Source organism: Candidatus Koribacter versatilis Ellin345 (assembly GCF_000014005.1).
Classification (GTDB): Bacteria; Acidobacteriota; Terriglobia; order Terriglobales; family Acidobacteriaceae; genus Korobacter; species Korobacter versatilis_A.
Map to the genome: position 1 here is coordinate 3,579,568 of NC_008009.1, position 19,755 is coordinate 3,599,322.

The following is a 19,755-nucleotide window of genomic DNA, read 5'->3' on the forward strand; positions in this document are numbered from 1 at the left end:
TCTAGCATTGAAACGTTTTAAACAAAAGAAGAGATGGAGGGCGATTACTCTTCTGCACTTCCGCCTTCGATCTTGAACTGTTTCAGCTTCTGGTAGAGCGTGCTCTTTGGAATATCAAGTCGCTTGGCGGCTTCGACAACTTTTCCGCCGCTCTGCTGGAGCGTCCACTCGATATATTTGCGCTCGAGCTGTTCGAGGGTCAGGCTGCCTTCGGTCGTCCAGCCCTCGAAACCTTCCGCTTGCGGCTCGAACATGAGATCGCGGCGAGAGAGTTCCCGCGAGCCGCTCAGGAGCACGGCTCGTTCGATCACGTTCTTCAGTTCGCGGATGTTCCCCGGCCACGCATAACGCTGCATGGCATCCATGGCGTCTCCTTTCAAGGTGAAACCTGACTTGCCGAGTTCCGCGGTCGAGGTCTGCAAGAGTTTTTCGGCAAGAACCGGGATGTCTTCCGTGCGTTCGCGCAACGGGGGGACATTCAGTGGAATGGTGCTGATGCGGAAGTAAAGATCGCTGCGGAACTTCCTCTCGCGGACAAGAGCGGAAAGCTCCTGGTGCGTCGCAGCGAGAAGACGCACATCCACTTTGCGATCGCGAACATCGCCGAGACGCCGAAACTGCTTGTCTTCCAAAACCTTCAAGAGCTTAGGTTGGATCTGCGGATCGACATCGCCGATCTCGTCGAGGAAAACAGTGCCGCGGTGCGCGACCTCGAAGAGTCCGGTCTTATTCGCGATGGCGCCGGTGAACGCGCCTTTCTCGTGGCCGAATAATTCGGTCTCGAGAAGCTCGCGCGAAAGACCGGCGCAGTTCAGGTCAACGAAGGCTTCATCGGAACGACGCGAGTTGGCGTGAATCCAGCGCGCGAGGAGCGTTTTGCCTGCGCCCGTCTCGCCTTGAATCAGCACCGGGGTATCTACTTCGAGCAGGCGTCGAGCTTGCTCTTCGAGTTTTCGAATTTGCGCACTTGATCCAAGAAAGGGATCGACGGCTTCCCTCTCCTGTCGCGGTCGTCCCGCGAGCTGCTTCTGGCGATCGCGTCGGGCTTCAATCGCCCTCTGGATGACGACGGTAAGGGCGGCCAGTTCGACTGGCTTGGTGAGGAACTGATCCGCGCCCGCTTTAATCGCGCCCACCGCGAGATCGATACTTCCGAATGCGGTCAGGATGATCAGCGGCACGAACGGATCGCTGCGTTTGAACTCGGGCAAAAGATCGAGCGCCGTACCGTCCGGCAAGTGGTAGTCGAGGACAGCAGCAGTTGGATGGGTGTCGGCAAAGACGCGGCGCGCCTGATCGCAAGTGGCCGCCTCAACTACATCGAAGCCACGGGCAGTGAGGTACTCGCGCACTGCGAGCCTCAGCGCCTCCTGGTCTTCTACCAAAAGCACCCTGTCGGGCAAAGCATCCCCTTGTCTGACGATTATGTTGGTCCGCTGCCGCTACTGCGAGACTCTTCGCCGAGAACTTCACGAATCTTAGCGGAGAGTGCATCCATGCGGAAGGGCTTCCTTAGAAATGCGCTCGAGGAATCTATCTCCCCATTCACCATAACGGTCTCGTCGTCGTATCCCGACATGTACATGACCTTAGTCTCGGGATGGATTTTAACTAGTTCCTGCGCCAGAACCCTGCCGCTGATTCCGGGCATAACGAGATCGGTGATCAATACATCAATGCGTTCGGCGAACTTGGAAGCCATACTCAGCGCTTCCGTGCCGTCGCGGGCGGTCATGATTTTGTAGCCGCGGGTCTCCAGGAAATCGCCGGCAGCCGCGCGTAGCGCCTCTTCGTCCTCAACCAGCAATACGACGGCGGGACGGGTCTCTGGAATGAACGACGCACGCCTGCCGAGTTGCTCTTCTTTACCCTGGACGGCGCGCGGGAAGTACATCTTGAAACGCGATCCATGTCCTTCTTCGCTATCTACCCAAATGAAACCACCACTTTGCTTGACGATGCCATAGACAGCGGCGAGCCCCAAACCAGTCCCCTTCCCCATTGCCTTGGTGCTGAAGAACGGTTCGAAGAGGTGAGAGAGAACGTCGCGGCTCATGCCATTCCCTGTATCTTCGACGGACATCATCACGAATTCACCCGGCGGAGGCGATCCCGGCAGGCGCGAGTAGGACCCGTCGAAGTCCACGTTAGCAGTTCGGACCGTAAACCTTCCGCCTTCGGGCATGACGTCTCGGGCGTTCACCGCGAGATGCATCATGATCTGTTCGATCTGACCGCGGTCGGCATAGACGCTGCCGAGGTTTTCCCTCAGGTCGAGCTTTACTTCCACGTTTTCACCGAGCACCCGCCCAAGCAGCTTCGACATCTCGCGAAGCAAAATATTGAAGTCCTGGAACTGAGGATCGAGTACCTGCTTGCGGCTGAATGCAAGAAGCTGGCGGGTGAGGCTGGCCGCACGAGCCGAAGCCTTCAAGACCTCTTGTGCCTTTTTCCGTAGCGGATCGAAGTCCGCCATGGAATCGAGCATCAACTCGGTATAGCTGGTGATGACCATCAACAGATTGTTGAAGTCGTGGGCGACGCCGCCGGCCAGGCGTCCGATCGCCTCCATCTTCGAAGCATTGCGAATCTGTTCGTCCAGATTGCGCCGGTGAGTGAAGTCGCGAACCAGGATGAGATGCCGACCCGGAACAAAATTCGCGACGGCGGTGAATTCGATATACCGCTTCTGTCCGTCGGGTCGAAGCACCGCGATCTCCGCTCGGATGGTCCCGGATTGCTTTGCCTTTTCCCAAAGAACTTGCGCGTCGCTGGGATGTTCAACGAAAGTCCCGACGCGCTCGCCGATGAGTTCCTTCCGCGTGCGGCCGACGATTTCGCAGGCCGCTGCATTGACGTCAATGTAACGGGCATCGTCGTCGGCAATCAGGATGCCGTCGAGCGAGTTGTGAAATACCGCCTCATACAATGACGGATCGATGCTCCCGGCGCTCGGAGGTACCGTGTCACGAGTTGGTCTGGATTCGGCCATAGGTCCGTCCGTCCGTGCGGACGGGCTGCAACATTCCTTGAGAGTATCGAACGGGGTGGTCAATTAGGCAAGAAATTGAGTGTCGCTGCGAACGGGCTGCTCCCACCGCGGATACGCATCGGTCTGCGCGCCGCTTTAGAGTTGCCGCCCGGGAAAGAGTTCCGGGCCCGTAGCAAGATGCACCGGAGCAACCACGGGAGCGGTGGTCTCCTGGTGAAAGAGACGACAGATCCAATTCACAAATTCATCGCGTCCGTGCAGGAACTGCTCGATGCGGCATCCAGCCTGCCCGGTTTTGTCGGCCCAAACCACAGTGGCGCTCACGGCGACAGTCCCGGTGTGGTCGGGCAATTCGAACGAGCATTGCAGGGTTCCCGATGTGAGTGGCGTTTCTTCGCAAAATATTCCAACACCCTGCTCACTCACGTTACTCACCGTGGCGGAGTACTGGCGCCCTTCCGTCGTAATGGTCGCCGGAAGACGCACTGGATGGCGGTAGTAGCGGCGGCGGCCCAGCATCATTAATCCGACAGCGAGATGCAATGTGCGCCGTACCCGATCAGTGCTCAAGGGATAAACCAGTTCGAAGTTTGCACCGAGATTAAAGACGGTCTGAAGGTTGATGTCCTCGTCGTGGATATCAATCGCAATCGCACCGCGACTGGACGGCGACTGTCGTAAGGCGCGCAGAATGCTGTCAGTGCTCTCGTCGTGCTCCACGATCAGTCCGTCGTAGCGATGACAAAAGAGTAAGCGCTCGACTTCCTGAGGGTCCGCACAGAGGTGCAAATTGATGTCCATCGTTTCTGCAGCGCGACGGATCACCGACAACGTCTCAGCTCTCAGCGGAACGAACAGAACTTCCAGCACAACCCCAGCCATACACAACCCCGAAAACAAAGTGGACACACCCGTCCCAGTCAATTCATTTGCAGCCGGAGTGCCATTTCGATTTAGCTCCAACCGGCTGTGAAATCAGCTGCTTATCCGGCAGGATAAGGATTCCCTAAGGAGGGAATGTCCCGCTCTCAGACAGAGCTTCCGATTTCTGAACTTTTCCCACTTTCTATCCGTAGTAGTCTTAGAAATCACTTCGGAGCCGCGGCGCACTCGAGAACTCGCTTCAGCGACAATTACGTTTGACACGCACCCGGCACCGAAATATGTTGCAGTTCGATTTCCATCACCGTATTCACCGCTGCACCTTGCGCTCAGAGGAGATCCGATGCTACGCAGAGTAGCTTTTGCAATGTTAGCCCTGGTTTGTGCTGCTCCAGTTGTGCATGCACAGACTGCTGATGAAATCATCGCCAAGAATATTGAAGCCCACGGCGGCGCCGCCAAGATGAAGGCCATTAAAACCATGAAGGCCACCGGCAAGATCGAGATTGGTCCCGGTATGCAGGCTCCGATGACCGCCACGCAGCAACGCCCAGACATGATCCGGAACGAGTTCACCTTCCAGGGCATGACGGGTGTGCAGGCCTACGACGGCAAGGAAGCATGGCAGATCATGCCGTTCATGGGAAAGAAAGATCCCGACCTTATGTCCGCCGATGAACGTGACGACATGGCCGACAGCGCCGACCTTGATGGCCCGCTGATGGACTACGCCGCGAAGGGCAATAAGGTCGAATACCTTGGCAAAGATAAGCTCGAGGGCACCGACGTCTACAAGCTGAAAGTCACGCTGAAGGACGGCTCGATCCAGACCTGGTACATCGACACCGATTCGAACCTCGAGGTCCGTGTGGACAGCGAGCGCATGGTTCGTGGTACGCCGCACAAGAACACGCGCGTGATCGGCGACTACAAAGAGGTTGAAGGGCTACCGGTCCCGTTCTCGATGGAAATGAGCGACGCCGATCATCCAGACCAGAAGATGAAGCTCACGCTTGAGAAGGTGGAATACAACGTGCCGGTGGACGCCTCAATCTTCAAGATGCCTCCGAAGACCGCTACCACCACGAAGGGCGCCGACACCGCAGAGCCGAAGCCGGCAGACAAGAAGCCGGACGAAGCTCCGAAATCCGAAACACCGAAAAATTAACTTCCCGACAGGAGCGGCCACGAGCCGCTCCTTTTTCTTTCCAGATAAAAATTCATAGTGAGCGAGGACCTTTGATGTTTAGCCTCAATAGGCGTTTCATCGTGTTGCCCGCTGTACTACTTTCCCTAGTTGCTGCCGGGTGGTCGCAGGCCGCCCCTGCTGCAACAACTCAAACTCAAATTGACAACGACACCTTCGCAGGCTACACCGCGCGCTCCATCGGCCCGGCCGTCATGGGCGGCCGTGTCTCAGCGTTGGCCGCGATTCCCGGCAAACGCCTGACGATCTTTGTCGGCGGTGCCGCTGGTGGAATCTTCAAATCGGAAGATGGTGGCGTCACGTTCAAGCCGATCTTCGACAAAATGAACAGTCCGTCCATCGGCGCGATTGCGATTGATCCACAAAATTCGAAAGTGATGTGGGTCGGCACCGGCGAAAGCTGGATGCGCAACAGCGTCTCGGTCGGCGATGGCGTGTACAAGTCCACCGATGGCGGAGAAAACTGGACCAACGTTGGCCTGAAAGACAGCGAGCACATCTCGCGCGTACTCATTCACCCCAAGGACGGCAACACCGTTTATGTCTGCGCTCTTGGTCATGCGTGGAACGACAACACCGAACGTGGTTTGTACAAGACCGCTGATGGTGGCAAGACCTGGATGAATATCCTGAAGGCCGATCAGCGGACTGGATGCGGCGATGTCGCGTTCGATGCCACCGACCCCAACACGCTTTACGCTTCGCTCTGGCCGTACCGGCGGTATCCCTACAGCTTTAATTCCGGTGGTTCGACCGGCGGCATCTTTAAGAGCACCGACGGCGGCGCGAACTGGAAGAAACTGACCAACGGATTGCCGGAAGGCGATCTCGGACGTATCGCCATCGCAACCACTCCAGCAAAACCGGGTCGCGTTTGGGCAGTCGTCGAAGCGAAAAAGACGGCCCTCTATCGCTCTGATGATGGCGGAGCAACGTGGACGTACCAGAACGACAGCTTCAACATCGTGGGACGCCCGTTCTATTTCTCATTGCTCGTCTCCGATCCGAACGATGGCGATCGCATCTATAAGCCGGGTTTCGGACTGACGGTGAGCGATGATGGCGGTCGCAGCTTCTCCGGCATCGGTAGCGAAGGGGCGGGAGGCGGTGTTCACGGCGACTATCACGCGCTGTGGGTGAACCCAAACAACTCCGACCATCTCATCACCTGCTCAGACGGAGGCTGCTATGAGAGCCTCGACCGCGGTGCGCACTGGCGCTTCCTGAACTCCTTCCCGATCGGCCAGTACTACCACGTGAGCGCCGATATGGCTGAACCATACAACGTGTACGGCGGCCTGCAGGACAACGGAACGTGGATGGGCCCGAACACCGATTCCGACGGCGTCTTCAACCGTCATTGGAAGAACATCGGTTATGGCGACGGCTTCTGGTCGTTTGCCGATCCAACCGACAACGACCTGATCTACAGCGAGTACCAGGGCGGACGCATGTTACGCGTGCGCCGTACTACCGGCGAAATCAAGGAAGTTTATCCGCTGCCAAAGGCCGGTGATCCCGACTATCGTTGCAACTGGAACACGCCGATCCACGTGGGTGCTGCTTCGAAGGCGCTTTACATCGGCTGCCAGTTCCTCTTCCGCTCGCGCGATCATGGCGATTCGTGGGAGAAGATCTCGCCTGATCTCACAACCAACAATCCGGAATGGCTGAAGCAGTCGGAGTCCGGCGGCCTGACCGTGGACAACTCCGACGCTGAAAAGTACGAAACCATCTTCACGATCTCCGAGTCGCCGAAGAACCCCCAGATTGTGTGGGCGGGAACCGACGACGGAAACGTGCAGGTCACTCAGAACGGCGGCAAGAGTTGGACCAACGTCGCCAAGAACATTCCTGGACTACCGCCGAACACATGGGTCTCGACGATCGAAGCCGGTCACTTCGACCCCGGCACCGCCTACGCAACCTTTGACGGTCACGCCAAGGGCGACATGAAGACCTACGTCTATAAGACGACGGACTTCGGCAAGACGTGGACGCAGCTCAACAGTCCCGAGTTCAAGCTCTACGCGCACGTGGTCCGTGAAGACCTCGTGAATCCGAAGCTGTTGTGGGTGGGCACGGAGAACGGACTGTACATCAGCATTGACGGCGGCGCGAATTGGGCCGAGTTCAACGGCAAAATTCCCCGCGTGCCGGTGCGCGATGTGTTCATCCACCCGCGCAACAACGATGTGGTCATCGCCACCCACGGTCGTTCGTTGTACGTGATTGACGATGTCACACCGATCCGCGCGCTGACGACCGACATCCTCAACAAAGACATTGCGATTTTGCCGTCACGCCCTTCGGTGCTGCCGCTTCCCTCGGAAGAACAGCGCGCGGAAGGCGATGCCGACTATCGCGGCGTTCCAGTCACGAGTTCGGCCATCGTCACCTATTACCAAAAGAAGCGCCACATCTTCGGCGAACTGAAGGTGGAGCTGTTCGATTCCACCGGCAAGCTCGTCGGAACTTCGGCGGGTGACAAACGTCGCGGTGTGGTTCGCGTCGAACTGCCGCTGCGCCTGCCACCAGCGAAAGTGCCACCTGCAGCAACGCTGGTGGAACAACCGTTCGCTTTCTTCGGGCCGGCGTATCCGGAAGGCACTTACAAGGTGCAGGTCACCAAGGGTAAGGAAGTACTGACCTCGACGATCAAGGTGGTCACCGATCCGCGAGCCAAGAGCACACCTCAGGACCGAGCCCTTCAGCGCCAGACTGCTCTGAAGCTCTACGGCATGAGGGAACGGCTGGCGTACCTGGTGGCTGCGATGACCAACGTCCGCGATCAAGCAAAAGACCGCGCTTCGAAGGCCTCGGATGCTGCTCTCAAACAGCAACTTAGCGACCTGCAAAAGAAAGTGGAGGACTTCCGCAGTTCGTTGCTCGCCGTGAAAGAAGGCGGCGCAATCACCGGTGAACGCAAGCTTAACGAGTACATCGGTGAACTTTACGGCGGCGTCAATGGCTACGAAGGCAAGCCGACACAGCAGCAGATCGACCGCATGAACGCGTTGAATACTGAGTTGGAGACCGTCGCGAAGAAGTTCGACGCGATGAACTCGAGCGACGTAAACACGGTGAATTCGGCCCTGCAGAAGGCGAGTTTGCAATCGCTGACAACACTGTCAGAAGCCGACTGGCGTAAGCAGCAGTAGATCGTTACATGCCCTGGAACACAAAAGCCCCATCGCCTTCCCAAGCGATGGGGCAAGTTTTTAGAACGATCAGGAGGGTCTTATACAGGCTCTTCAACGATCTCGATCAGGAATCCAAACGGCGCACTGTCGAGAGATTTTGGGTGAACGAAGAAAACGGTGGTTCCGCGTGAACCTTTTCGCGGAGCTTTATCGATGATGTGGAAACCTTGTGCGGTCATCGCATCGAACGATTCTCGCGCGTTACGCACGCGGAAGGCGACGTGGGCGAACCCGCCGCGGCCACCATTCTTCTCGATAAGTTTCTGTACCGGCGAGCTTGCGTTCAACGGCTCGAGCAATTGGATCAAGTTCGGCCCATCGCCAATCCGTAACAATACTTCCCTGACCTGATCGCCACCGAGTACGTCTTCGCGATGAACCTCCGTGAAGCCGAGCATCTTGTAAGCGGCCACCTGCCCTTCGAGATCGCCTTGCTTCACTGCGATGGCAACGTGGTCCACGAATTGAATACCCGGAATGTTGGCGAGTTCGTCCTTCAACGGACTTGCAGCAGCTACTGTCTCCATCTACTTCTCCTCTTCCTTTGACTGCGCGCTATTCGAACTCCACCAGCACTTGGTTTACCGTCACGCCGTCGCCGGGCCGAATGAAAATGTCCTTCACTTTCCCCGATACGGGCGCGGTGACATTGGTCTCCATCTTCATCGCTTCGAGAACGAGGAGGAGATCGTTGGCCTGTAGTTGCTGGCCGATCTGGGCGTTGATCTTGATCACAATGCCGGCGATCGGGCTGCGACAGACCTTTGCTTCATTCACCCCCGCAACCGGCCCGCGAGCACCGTTGGCAACTGGAGTTGCCGCTGCCGGCGCGGAGGGCAACGCGGCCGAACTGCTTTGCGGATGTGGGGGAATGTAGCCGCCCAACGAGCGGCCATGATCTTCGTCCTGAACCTCTACGTCTACCTCGTATGCTTTTCCGTCTACCGTAATGTTGAGCTTCACAAGGGGCTCCCAATTTCTTGAAACGCGGCGGACTCGCGCCCACCGCGCTCAGTTCTTATGAGTTGCGCAGGTTGTGCGAGGCCTGGATGAAGACGCGACCCTGCTGCGCCCATGGACTCTGGCCTTCGTGCATGTAACGGGCTGAACGAATGCGCGCCGACTTTCCGACGAATGCCGCTACCGCCGCCGCAATTACCAGCATGATTTCTTCTGGAATCGCTGCCGGCTTCGGAGGCGCAGGTTCGGCCGTCGCCGTAGGCTTCGACGCGTTGACGTTTACCGGCGGTGGAGGCACGGGCTCAGCTTTCGCTGTGATTGACCGCTGCACTGCCTTGAGTTGTTCGGCGAGTTCCGTCTGACGCGCGCGGAGCTCGTCCATCTGCATCTCAAGCGCCTGCCGCAGCGCGTCCATCTGGCCCGCAATGTCCGCAATTTCGATTTGAGCGTTTCTCATTTTTTCACTCCAATCTCCGCGGTCTAGAGGGGCATCAGGCCGTGCTTTTTTGGTGGACGCAGTTCGCGCTTCGCATGCAACGCGTCCAGCGCCATCGCCAAGTAGCGGCGGGTTTCGGCGGGCTCAATAATGTCGTCAACCAGGCGGCGGGCAGCCGAGACGTACGGCGTCGCAAACGCGCTGCGGTATTTCTCGATCAGCTCCTTGCGCTTCGCGGCTTTGTCTTCGGCTTCGTTGATCTCCTTGCGGAAGACAATCTCCGCCGCACCCTCGGCGCCCATCACAGCAATTTCGGCAGTCGGCCATGCAATCACGCGATCGGCGCCGAGATCGCGGCTGCACATCGCGAGATACGCGCCGCCATAGGCCTTGCGGAGCACCACCGTGATTTTCGGGACCGTCGCCGCTGAGTAAGCGAAGAGCATCTTCGCGCCGTGGCGGATGATGCCGCCATACTCCTGCGCCACGCCAGGGAGGAAGCCTGGAACGTCCGCGAGGGTGAGTAGTGGGATGTTGAACGCGTTGCAGAAACGGATGAAGCGCGCCGCCTTGTCGCTCGCGTTGATGTCGAGCACGCCTGCCATCACGCACGGCTGATTGGCAATTACGCCCACGGTGCAGCCGGCAATGCGCGCCAGCCCGATCACGATGTTCTGCGCGTAGCCCGATTGGATTTCCAGCAAATCGCCGCGGTCCACGAGCTGCGCGATCACATTACGCACGTCGTAGGCCTGCTTCGGATCGTCCGGAATGATCTTGTTCACTGCCGGATCGGACTCGAGGTTACCGTCGAAGTCGAGCCGCGGCGGGTCTTCCAGGTTATTCGACGGCAGGAAGCTCAGAATGCGTCGCGTGATGTAGATGGCGTCTTCGTCGTTCTCGGCCACGAAGTGCACGTTGCCTGACTGCGTCATGTGCGCGGCCGCGCCACCAAGTTGGTCGGGGGTGACCACTTCGCCCGTGACCTGTTTGATCACCGATGGGCCGGTGATGAACATCTGCGCCTGCTTGGTCTGGATAATGAAATCGGTGAGCGCCGGGCTATAAACCGCACCACCCGCGCACGGCCCGCAGATCAGCGAGATCTGCGGCACGGTGCCGGAGAGCATCACGTTGTTGTAGAAGATGCGACCATAGCCGGCCAGCGCGTCGATGCCTTCCTGGATCCGAGCCCCGCCCGAATCGTTCACGATGACGAAGGGCGAACCGGTCTTTAGCGACAGGTTCATCATCTCCACGATCTTGTCAGCATGCACTTCGCCGACGGCCCCACCGAGCGCGGTGAAGTCCTGGCTCGCGAGGTGCACGAGACGGCCATCAATCGTGGCGACGCCGGTAACCACGCCATCGGCGGGGATGTCTTTCTTCGCCATCCCGAACAATGAGGCGCGATGCTTGGCGAACATGCCAATTTCCTGGAACGAATCAGGATCAGCGAGGCGGGCGATGCGTTCGCGGGCGGTGAGCTTGCCAGCTTCATGTTGTTTGGCGATCTTGTCTTCGCCGCCGCCCAGTTTGACCTGGACGCGCATGGTCTCGAGCTCCTGGATCTTCTGCTCGATTCCCGTGGGCTTGGTTTCCACTTTCACTTCGGGCTTCTCTGGTGCTGCTACGGGTGCCATTCGGCTCTCCACTCTTTATGCGGTGGCGCGATGGTCAGGATCGCGCCACCTTCTGGGCAGACCGCCGGTTCGCGGCCTGCGAGAATTTATTTCGCGGCGGGCGCTACCACGACCGCGTGCGACTTGCCGTCCATGGTGATCACGTAATTCACTGCGCCAGGCATTTCGTTTGCGGGCTTCGATGGCGTTGCTGCCGGAGGCACGGGACTCGTCTGTTTCGCCGGGTCTTTACCCAGGTTCTTGGGGCCTTGCGCACGCGTCCCGAAGAACTTCGGTGCCACCTGCGGGAACATGGCAAACGTCAGCACGTCTTCATCGCTGCCGTTGCAGCCCTTCAGTGCCAGAGCATCGGTGCGCAGCTTCTCCCACTCCGGTTGCAGCAGCTCCGCCGGACGACACGTGATCGCTTTCTTCTTGGCGTGCTGCTCTGCCTTCGCCAGGACTTCGGGCTCCTTCGGCCCAAGGGTGGAACCGTAGTAGCCGAGCATCAGGTCGGCGAACTCGCCGGTCATCACCTTGTATTTGCCCATGATCACGTTGAAGACGGCCTGCGTGCCCACGATCTGGCTCGATGGCGTCACCAGCGGCGGGAAGCCGGAGTCCTTGCGGACGTTCGGAACCTCCAGCAGCACTTCCTGCAGTTTGTCGCCGGCGCCCTGCCCTTTGAGCTGGCTCTCCATGTTGGAGATCATCCCGCCGGGAATCTGGCTCTTGAAAATTTCGGTTTCCACGCCGGTGATATCGCTGAGGAATTCCTTGTAGCGCGGACGAATCTTTTCGAAGTAGCGGCGGGCTTTGAGGATTCTCGCCATGTCGAGCTTGGTCTCGAAACCGGTGCCTTCCAGCATCTCGACGAAGCTCTCGGTGGGATTGTGGCCCGGGCCGAGACACATCGCGCTGATCGCCGTGTCTACCATGTCGCAGCCGGCTTCCACGGCCTTCATTAGCGAGACCAGCGTCACGCCGGTGGTGGCGTGGCAGTGCACGTGGACCAGCATGTCGTCGCCGCACGCTTCCTTAATGCCCTTCACCAGGTCGTACGCCGGTTGAGGCTTCAGCAGGCCAGCCATGTCTTTAATGCAAATCGAGTCGCAGCCCATTTCCTTGAGCTGCTTTGCCATTTCGACGAACGCCGTGATGGTGTGCACCGGGCTGATGGTGTAGCTGATCGTCCCCTGCGCGTGCTTGCCGGTCTTCTTCACAGCCTTGATCGACGTCTGCAGGTTGCGGATGTCGTTCAACGCGTCGAACACCCGGAAGACATCCATGCCGTTCTCGGCGGCCTTGGCGACGAACCGCTCGACTACCGAATCTTCATAGTGTCGGTAGCCGAGCAGGTTCTGTCCGCGGAGAAGCATTTGCAATTTCGTCTTGGGCAGGAGCTTCTTAAATTGCCGCAACCGTTCCCAGGGATCTTCGTTGAGGAAGCGAATGCAGGAGTCGAAGGTGGCTCCGCCCCAACACTCCAGCGACCAGTAGCCGGCGTTGTCGAGGTCCTCGCAGGCGGGAACCATGTCTTCCATCGCCATGCGGGTGGCCATCAAACTTTGGTGAGCATCTCGGAGGATGAGGTCGGTGACTTCAATAATTCGTCCCATAAATGCAGTTCCAATCTCCGGCGGATCGAGCGTTGCGCCGTCACAACCCATTCAACGCTTGTGACAAGAATGGGGCTGTGAGGCTTATCACAAATATCTGTGACTTCTTGCCTGAACCCGCTACCGAGAGTGTTATCGGCAGATTTCGTGCCGAATATCTAGTTTTAAATGAGAAGTTTCTAAGGAAGGACCAAATCAGGCCCACATCTCCTGAATCTGTTCCGGGGTGTAGCCTTTTTTCCGCAGCTCACGAAGACTGAGCGCGTCTGTACGCTTCGCCAAGCGCTCTCCGGAGGCATCCCGGAGCAGCGGACAGTGATAGAACCGCGGCACCGCGCGACCTAACGCATTGAAAAGCAATATCTGCCGCGCCGTCGAAACCAGCAGATCTTCGCCACGAACCACCTCGGTTACCTGCATATCACAATCGTCTGTGACAACCGCAAGCTGATACGCGGGAACGTCGTCGCGCCGCCACAGCACGAAGTCGCCAAAATCCTTCCCCGCGACATAACTTCGCTCGCCGAGATTGGCATCCACGAAACGAATGGTCTCGCCGTCAGGCACGCGGAACCGCCAGTTCACGGCCGCTGGATCGATCGTTTCGAAGGTTGCTCCCGGCGCGGGCCGGCACTTCCCCGGATACACCGGCTCCTCGTCGCCTTCATTCGGCGCCTGGGCGCTCAGTGCCAGGTCCTTCCGCGAACACGTGCACGGATACACGAATCCCCGCTCCACCAGCAATCGCCAATCGCGCAAATAGAACTCGCGCCGCTTACTCTGTTCATACGGCTCATGCGGGCCGCCGACATCTGGCCCCTCCTGCCACACGATCCCAAGCCAGCGTAGGTCTTCAATCATCGCGCTCGCATACTCCGGCTTCGAGCGTTGGGGATCGAGGTCTTCATTGCGAAAGATCAAAGTGCCGTTGCATTGAAGGGAGCGCTGGTAGGCCGTCCAGAAGGTTCGCGCGTGGCCAAGATGAAGATAGCCGGTGGGAGAAGGCGCGATGCGGCCGCGATAGGAACTCACGACAAGATGTTAAACGAGAACGCTAGACCACCCTGACCCTGATCCTTTTGGCCACGCCGCGTGCGATTGCCACGGCGCTGCCGCCGATCTCCAGCAAGATCGGCCCGCCCATCGGCGCGATCGCGCGTACGTGGGCGCGTTCCTCTTCGCGGATGCCCAATTGCCCGAGCATCTTCACGTGTTCCACGTCATTGGGCAATGCAACGATCTCGATCTCGGTATGGTTCGGCACTCGGTCGAGCGAGACGCCGGGTTTTCGGGCTGCGGCTTTAGCTGCCATCAAGTCCCAAGATAATGGTTCGATGAGGATTCCCACTGTGTTCTCCGTCACAATGCACTATGGCAACGCTACCGCCACCAGCCGCGCGATCACGCACACGAGCACGGCCAGGGCAAACGTATAAGCCATCGCATAAGTGGTTAACTTCTTGCCGACCTCTTTCGCCAAGGCCGCAACCGTTGAGAGGCAAGGCATATAGAACGTTATAAAGAGCGTATAACCCACAATCTGCGCCGTCGTCATAACGGTGTTCACATGCGACGTCCCAAGCGCCTGCGCCAGCATGATCAACGTGAGTTCTTTGCGCAGTAGACCGAAGATTAATGTCGTCCCGACCGCGAAGGGCAACCCGAGCAACTTCGTCAGTGGCGAAAGAGCGAGATTGATGGCGTGGTCCCAACCGAAGTAATTTGCCAGGGCCAACACCACGCTGCCACCAATCAGTAACGGCCAGCAGAGGGTGATGAACTCGCGCAGGCGAAGCCAGACTTTGCTCAGCAGGATGCTCAAGCGCGGCCACTGGTAGCGCGGAACTTCCAGCACCATGCCCGGTGAAACTTCCGGCCATATCTTGCGCATCATCCATCCGGAGCCGACAACGATCGCGATATTCAATACGAAGATGGCCAGCGCCCACCATGGGCCGAGATAGAACGCCACCAAAGCGAAGATGACATTGGATCGCGCCGAACATGGCACCAGGATCGCCAGTACGCTCGCAATAAACCGGTCTCGTCGCGACGGCAAAATCCGCGCCGCCATGCAGGCAGGCACGCTGCATCCATAGCCGAGAATCAGCGGCAGCATCGAGGTCCCATGCAGCCCGATGCGATGCAACAGCCCATCCATCAGGTATGCCACGCGCGGCAGGTATCCAATATCTTCAAGAACTGCCAACCCAAACAGGAATGGAATCAAGTAGGGCAGTACGATCGCAGCCCCTCCGACCAGGCCGTCCCATGCACTTTTGAATAGGGTGAAGCGCAGTGTTTGCTGGTTCATGCCGTGACTCAGCCTGTCGAAACCGATAGCAAGCTTCGCCTGCAGAAAATCTTCGATGTGCGAGCCGATGCCAAAGACAATCCAGAAGAATCCGATCAGCAACCCGAACAAAACGAGGTAGCCCCACACCGGGTGGGTGACGACGGAATCGAGCTTATTGCGAATATCGGATTGCGGCTTGCCAACTGTGGCAACCTGCTCGAACACTCGCAAGCTCACGTCGTGGCGTTCGCCCATCACGATAGCGTCGCCGGTGCGGCCGCGTTTGCGTTCCAGCGCCGCCTTCAGCTTCAGTGCTTGGGCGGAAATCTCCGGCGCCCGTAGCGAATAGCAGAAGCCGGTTTCGAGATAACGAATGGCGCGAAACTTGTTCGGATATGGGCTATCGTCTTCGGCGTCGCGAATCATAAACTCGATCCGGTTCACGACCGACGCAACATCTTTGTCCCATGCCAGCGCCTCCGAATCGGCGGGCGCAATCCGTATCGTGTCTTTAATGGCCGCGAAGAGCTTGTCGAACCCTTCACCCCGGCGGGCCACGGTCTTCACCACCGGAATCCCGAGTAATTCGCTCAATTTCGCGCTATCGATGGTGATGCCCTTACGTACGGCGTCGTCCGCCATGTTCAGGCAGACCACCATGGGAATCCCCAACTCGCGCAGTTCCAGCGTGAGTTCAAGACTGCGGCAGAGCAACGATGCGTCCACCACATTGATGATGAGGTCAATCTTGTGGTCGAGAAGATATTCACCCGCGATGGATTCCGCGCGGTTGGAGCCAGTCAGCGTATAAGTGCCTGGCAGGTCCACCAGTTCCGCAACGAATCCGTTGAGTCGGATGTTGCCGGTGGTGACCTTGACCGAACTGCCGGGGAAATTCGCCGTTTCCGAACGGTAACCCGCTACGTAGTTGAGGATTGTGCTCTTGCCGCAATTCGGTTGGCCTGCCAGGGCGATACGCATGAGTTCTATACCAAACTCAGGCTACGCGGGCCCTGACACAGGGGATGTGACATAGGTCACTCTGAGCTGTGTTTCTTGAACATTGTTTTCATTTTCAATTTCATCTCCATTTTGGAACCGTTGTCCACCACAGGGCTGCAGAAACACAGAGTTTTTGCGAAACAGGTTTCAGTGACTCCGTGCCTCTGCGGTGAATAAGATGTATTCGTGCGAATTCCAGATGAGTTGAAGCGCGCGATTGACGACCAGGCGGCCGGTATTCCGGGAATCACTCGCGCCGCTGCCGATGTCAGCGCAGCATATCGAAAGGGCGAGTTCGATTCCGCTCCGTTGAAGACGGCTACGCATCGACTTGCGTATCTGCAGGTTCGGATGCCCGCGACCTACGCGGCCTGCCGACACGTCTTCCAGAAAACGCAGGAGAAGATGCCAGGCTTCGCTCCGGAATCACTGCTCGATCTCGGCGCGGGACCGGGCACAGCTTGCTGGGCAGCAGTGGAACTCTTCCCTTCTATCCAGAAGGTCGCGCTGGTGGAACGCGATCTCGAACTGTTACGTATGGGGAAATCGCTCGCGCAAAGTTGTGAGCCTCTGAAGAACGCCAACTGGCTCTCCGCCGACATTCGCGCCTTCACGCCCGATGCGCACGATCTCGTCGTCATTTCTTATACTCTCGGCGAACTCAAGGCCGCTGAAGCGCAGCGTCTCGTTCGCGCCGCATGGAAAGTTGCGAAGTTGCTTATCCTGATCGAGCCCGGCACACCCAAAGCGTTCGCCCGAATGGCCGACCTCCGCAAACAGCTCATTGCAGACGGCGCCACGATGGCCGCTCCCTGCCCGCACGAACGCGAATGTCCGCTTCTCGTTCGCGGCGATTGGTGCCACTTCTCCGAACGGCTCGAACGTACTGCGGAACATCGCCGCATCAAGGGGGGCTCGCTCGGCTATGAAGATGAGAAGTTTTGCTACCTCTCAGCCACGCGATTGCCGCTCGCAGACCGTCGCGGCCGAATCGTGCGCCATCCGCGGATTCATTCCGGCTTCGTGCAATTGGAAGTCTGCGCGCCGGACGACCTGAAAAAGATCACGGTCACGAAGTCGCTGAAAGAGACCTACCGCTCCGCCCGCAAAGCCGAGTGGGGCGACCAGTGGTCGTCTAGCTGAATAGCGTCGCGTTCGAGTGCCGCACTGGCGCGTAGCTCGACGATTGCGGCTGTCGCATTACATCCTCGAAAGCGCTCCGAAACCGCACCATCTCTTGCGGCGTGCCCACGGTAACGCGGACATGTGTCTGCCATATCGGCCAGGCGCGTCCGATCAGGATTCCCTTACCTGCCATGCCGGCGATCACCGTCTGCGTCGGACGCTTCGCATCGAGCATGAAGTGGTTCGCCTGCGATGGCACATATGCGAATCCCTTCGAAGTCAGCCAGTCAAAGGTCTCCTGCCGCGCATCGGCGTTGATCGTCTTCCGCTTCGCAACCAGCGACGCATCTTTCAAGCTTGCGATCCCTGCCTGCGTCGCGGTCACCGGACACATTGTCCATCCACCTTGTTCGCGCACTTTTTTGAGCAGGTCGGGACGCGCTACAGCCGCACCTAACCGCGCTCCGGCCATTCCATAAAGCTTGCTGAAGGTGCGCAGCACCACGATGTCTTTGTCCGCTGCTGCAAGGTCGAGGCAAGGCGTCGCATCGGAAAAGTGGATGTAGGCTTCATCGAGCACTACGATCGAGCCCTTGGGCTTGTTCGCGAGCAGCCACTCGACATCCGCTCGGCTCGTCACCGACCCAGTGGGATTGTTCGGCGACGCGACATAGTACACTCCGGCATTCGGCGAAGCCGCCACCATCGCCCGCACATCGTGCGAGTAGTCTTTCGCGAGCGGCACTTTCAAGACCTTCACGCCCATGGCATCTGCTGTCCGCGCCGCAGCTTCATAGCCGGGGTCCGCAATCACGAGTGGTTTCTCTGCATTACAGAATGCCGAAACACAGTACGAAAGCGGTTGGCTCGATCCTGAGTATGGATCTACGTACTCCGTTTTCAGTCCACCCTGGGATGCAAACAAACTCACGAACTCCTCCGCGTACTCGTCGTGATAGCGTCCGCTCTCCGCAATCGCTGTGGTCATCGCGGCGCGCGCCGCCTCGCACGGACCTAACGGATTCTCATTCGCATTCAGAAACACGGCGATGGGACCAACGGCTTTCATGCTCCGTCGTTGCGCGAACGCAAACTGCGCTTCCGTGCTCGCGACCAAAGCTGCTCCGGCGAACGAAGCCGTGCGAAGGAAAGAACGACGATCGATCTGAATCATGGAGTCACCCCGAGTCCATGCATTCTACCTAAATCGCAACACAAAGGGCACAGATCGATAACTCAAGACCTGTGCCCCCAAATACCCTGTGTATTTCGTACCCTTCGTGTTGAAAGGCTTCTATCGCGACAGCACGTGCGCCAACTGGTACAGCTCCGGCGAAATCCCCTTCGTCCTGCCGGTGACTTCGCTATACGGCGTTGTCGAGACCACGCCCTGGTTCATGCCGACGACGACGCCCGAGATCCCTTTATCCAGCGCTTCCACTGCACCAGCGCCCAAACGCGACGCCAGCAGACGATCGTAGGCCGTGGGCGTGCCACCGCGCTGCACGTGTCCGAGAATGGTCGCGCGCAGTTCGAAGCCCGTGTTCTTATCGTGGAAATATCTCACCAACTGTTCGGCGTTGTGCTTCGCGCCTTCCGCTACCACCACCATCGCGTGCGCCTTCCCACGACGATAAGCGTCATGGATCGCTTCGGCGATTTGGTCAGGCTCGAAGTCAATCTCGGGCACCAGCACCAGTTCTGCGCCCCCCGCGATTCCAGCCATCAAGGCCAGGTATCCACACTTGCGCCCCATCACTTCAATCAGAAAGCCACGTTGATGCGAGGCTGCGGTCACGCGCAAACGATCAATCGCTTCGAGGGCGATATTCAGTGCCGTATCTACGCCAATGGTGATCTCCGAACCGACGAGATCGTTATCAATCGTCGAAGCGACTCCCAGCGTCGGAAATCCCATATCGTTCAGCGCCGCGCCGCCGGTTTGTGACCCGTTACCGCCGATTACGACGAGCGCGCCAATCCCGCTGCGATTTAAGTTTCGCAACGCCTTTTCGCGCACGTCCTCTTTTTGGAATTCCGGGCACCGCGCACTCCCGAGAAAGGTGCCGCCCTTTGAAAGCAGACCGCCTACATCGCGCGCCGCCAGTTCGCGATAGTCGCCCGCGACCAGGCCGGCGTAGCCTTGGTTCACACCCATTACGGTCCAGCCCTTTGCAATCGCCGAGCGAGTCACCGACCGGATTGCGGCGTTCATTCCGGGGGCATCACCGCCGCTGGTCAGCACCGCGATCTTCCTGCTCATTCCAATCTCCGATAGAGAAATTAAGTCAGATACAGAATAAACGGTGGGCCGCAGCTCTGGAGGTTTCGCGCAGGTAACTTTCGAGCTAAGTGCCACGATCGGAACGAGGGCAAAAAAAGGAGGCACGGTTTTCCGTGCCTCGGAGGGA

16 protein-coding genes are annotated in these 19,755 nt (G+C 58.4%); 3 read left to right on the top strand and 13 right to left on the bottom strand.

Annotation, left to right across the window (positions count from 1 at the left end; genetic code table 11):
- Window positions 1-44: 44 nt before the first annotated feature.
- The 3 genes from ACID345_RS15565 to ACID345_RS15575 form a co-directional block, all read right to left on the bottom strand.
- Window positions 45-1,391, bottom strand: coding sequence for a sigma-54-dependent transcriptional regulator (locus ACID345_RS15565; RefSeq protein ID WP_228370658.1), 1,347 nt, complete (start codon window positions 1,389-1,391; stop codon window positions 45-47).
- A gap of 32 nt (window positions 1,392-1,423) precedes the next feature.
- Window positions 1,424-2,992 carry a hybrid sensor histidine kinase/response regulator gene (locus ACID345_RS15570; RefSeq protein ID WP_011523820.1) on the bottom strand — a complete coding sequence of 523 codons (1,569 nt, stop codon included), beginning with the start codon at window positions 2,990-2,992 and terminating at the stop codon, window positions 1,424-1,426.
- A 135-nt stretch (window positions 2,993-3,127) separates the two neighbouring features.
- Complete coding sequence (locus tag ACID345_RS15575) at window positions 3,128-3,874, bottom strand: PilZ domain-containing protein (protein ID WP_011523821.1); 747 nt, start codon at window positions 3,872-3,874, stop codon at window positions 3,128-3,130.
- 367 nt (window positions 3,875-4,241) lie between these two features.
- Here ACID345_RS15575 and ACID345_RS15580 point away from each other — a divergent pair, with 367 nt between their 5' ends.
- Complete coding sequence (locus ACID345_RS15580; RefSeq protein WP_041855768.1) at window positions 4,242-5,042, top strand: outer membrane lipoprotein-sorting protein; 801 nt, start codon at window positions 4,242-4,244, stop codon at window positions 5,040-5,042.
- A gap of 74 nt (window positions 5,043-5,116) precedes the next feature.
- A complete protein-coding gene (locus ACID345_RS15585) occupies window positions 5,117-8,242 on the top strand; it encodes a WD40/YVTN/BNR-like repeat-containing protein (protein ID WP_011523823.1) in 3,126 nt (1,041 codons plus the stop codon).
- Window positions 8,243-8,322: 80 nt separating this feature from the next.
- On the opposite strand, the gene ACID345_RS15590 is transcribed toward ACID345_RS15585, so the two are convergent.
- The 8 genes from ACID345_RS15590 to feoB all read right to left on the bottom strand — a co-directional run bounded on the left by ACID345_RS15590 (window position 8,323) and on the right by feoB (window position 16,198).
- Complete coding sequence (locus ACID345_RS15590) at window positions 8,323-8,811, bottom strand: VOC family protein (protein ID WP_011523824.1); 489 nt, start codon at window positions 8,809-8,811, stop codon at window positions 8,323-8,325.
- Window positions 8,812-8,839: 28 nt separating this feature from the next.
- Window positions 8,840-9,247 carry a biotin/lipoyl-containing protein gene (locus ACID345_RS15595; protein ID WP_011523825.1) on the bottom strand — a complete coding sequence of 136 codons (408 nt, stop codon included), beginning with the start codon at window positions 9,245-9,247 and terminating at the stop codon, window positions 8,840-8,842.
- Between the two features lie 55 nt (window positions 9,248-9,302).
- Entirely contained in the window at window positions 9,303-9,701 is a 399-nt protein-coding gene (locus ACID345_RS15600) for a hypothetical protein (RefSeq protein WP_011523826.1), read from the bottom strand.
- A gap of 23 nt (window positions 9,702-9,724) precedes the next feature.
- Complete coding sequence (locus tag ACID345_RS15605; RefSeq protein WP_011523827.1) at window positions 9,725-11,323, bottom strand: acyl-CoA carboxylase subunit beta; 1,599 nt, start codon at window positions 11,321-11,323, stop codon at window positions 9,725-9,727.
- 86 nt (window positions 11,324-11,409) lie between these two features.
- On the bottom strand, window positions 11,410-12,972 hold the full coding sequence (locus tag ACID345_RS15610; protein WP_011523828.1) for a methylmalonyl-CoA carboxytransferase subunit 5S: 1,563 nt from the start codon (window positions 12,970-12,972) through the stop codon (window positions 11,410-11,412).
- Between the two features lie 144 nt (window positions 12,973-13,116).
- Window positions 13,117-13,953, bottom strand: a complete 837-nt coding sequence (locus tag ACID345_RS15615; RefSeq protein ID WP_011523829.1) for a tRNA glutamyl-Q synthetase — start codon at window positions 13,951-13,953, stop codon at window positions 13,117-13,119.
- 22 nt (window positions 13,954-13,975) lie between these two features.
- Window positions 13,976-14,269 (bottom strand): FeoA family protein, encoded by a 294-nt coding sequence (locus ACID345_RS15620; protein ID WP_041855770.1) that lies wholly within the window; start codon window positions 14,267-14,269, stop codon window positions 13,976-13,978.
- A 21-nt stretch (window positions 14,270-14,290) separates the two neighbouring features.
- Window positions 14,291-16,198 carry a ferrous iron transport protein B gene (feoB, locus tag ACID345_RS15625; RefSeq protein WP_011523831.1) on the bottom strand — a complete coding sequence of 636 codons (1,908 nt, stop codon included), beginning with the start codon at window positions 16,196-16,198 and terminating at the stop codon, window positions 14,291-14,293.
- 207 nt (window positions 16,199-16,405) lie between these two features.
- Between feoB and ACID345_RS15630 the strand changes: the two genes are divergently transcribed.
- Window positions 16,406-17,362 (top strand): small ribosomal subunit Rsm22 family protein, encoded by a 957-nt coding sequence (locus ACID345_RS15630; protein WP_011523832.1) that lies wholly within the window; start codon window positions 16,406-16,408, stop codon window positions 17,360-17,362.
- On the opposite strand, the gene ACID345_RS15635 is transcribed toward ACID345_RS15630, so the two are convergent.
- Both ACID345_RS15635 and pfkA read right to left on the bottom strand, forming a co-directional pair.
- Complete coding sequence (locus ACID345_RS15635) at window positions 17,355-18,518, bottom strand: pyridoxal phosphate-dependent aminotransferase (RefSeq protein ID WP_011523833.1); 1,164 nt, start codon at window positions 18,516-18,518, stop codon at window positions 17,355-17,357. The genes ACID345_RS15630 and ACID345_RS15635 overlap by 8 nt on opposite strands.
- 120 nt (window positions 18,519-18,638) lie before the next feature.
- Window positions 18,639-19,607 carry a 6-phosphofructokinase gene (gene pfkA / locus ACID345_RS15640; RefSeq protein WP_011523834.1) on the bottom strand — a complete coding sequence of 323 codons (969 nt, stop codon included), beginning with the start codon at window positions 19,605-19,607 and terminating at the stop codon, window positions 18,639-18,641.
- Window positions 19,608-19,755 lie beyond the last annotated feature (148 nt).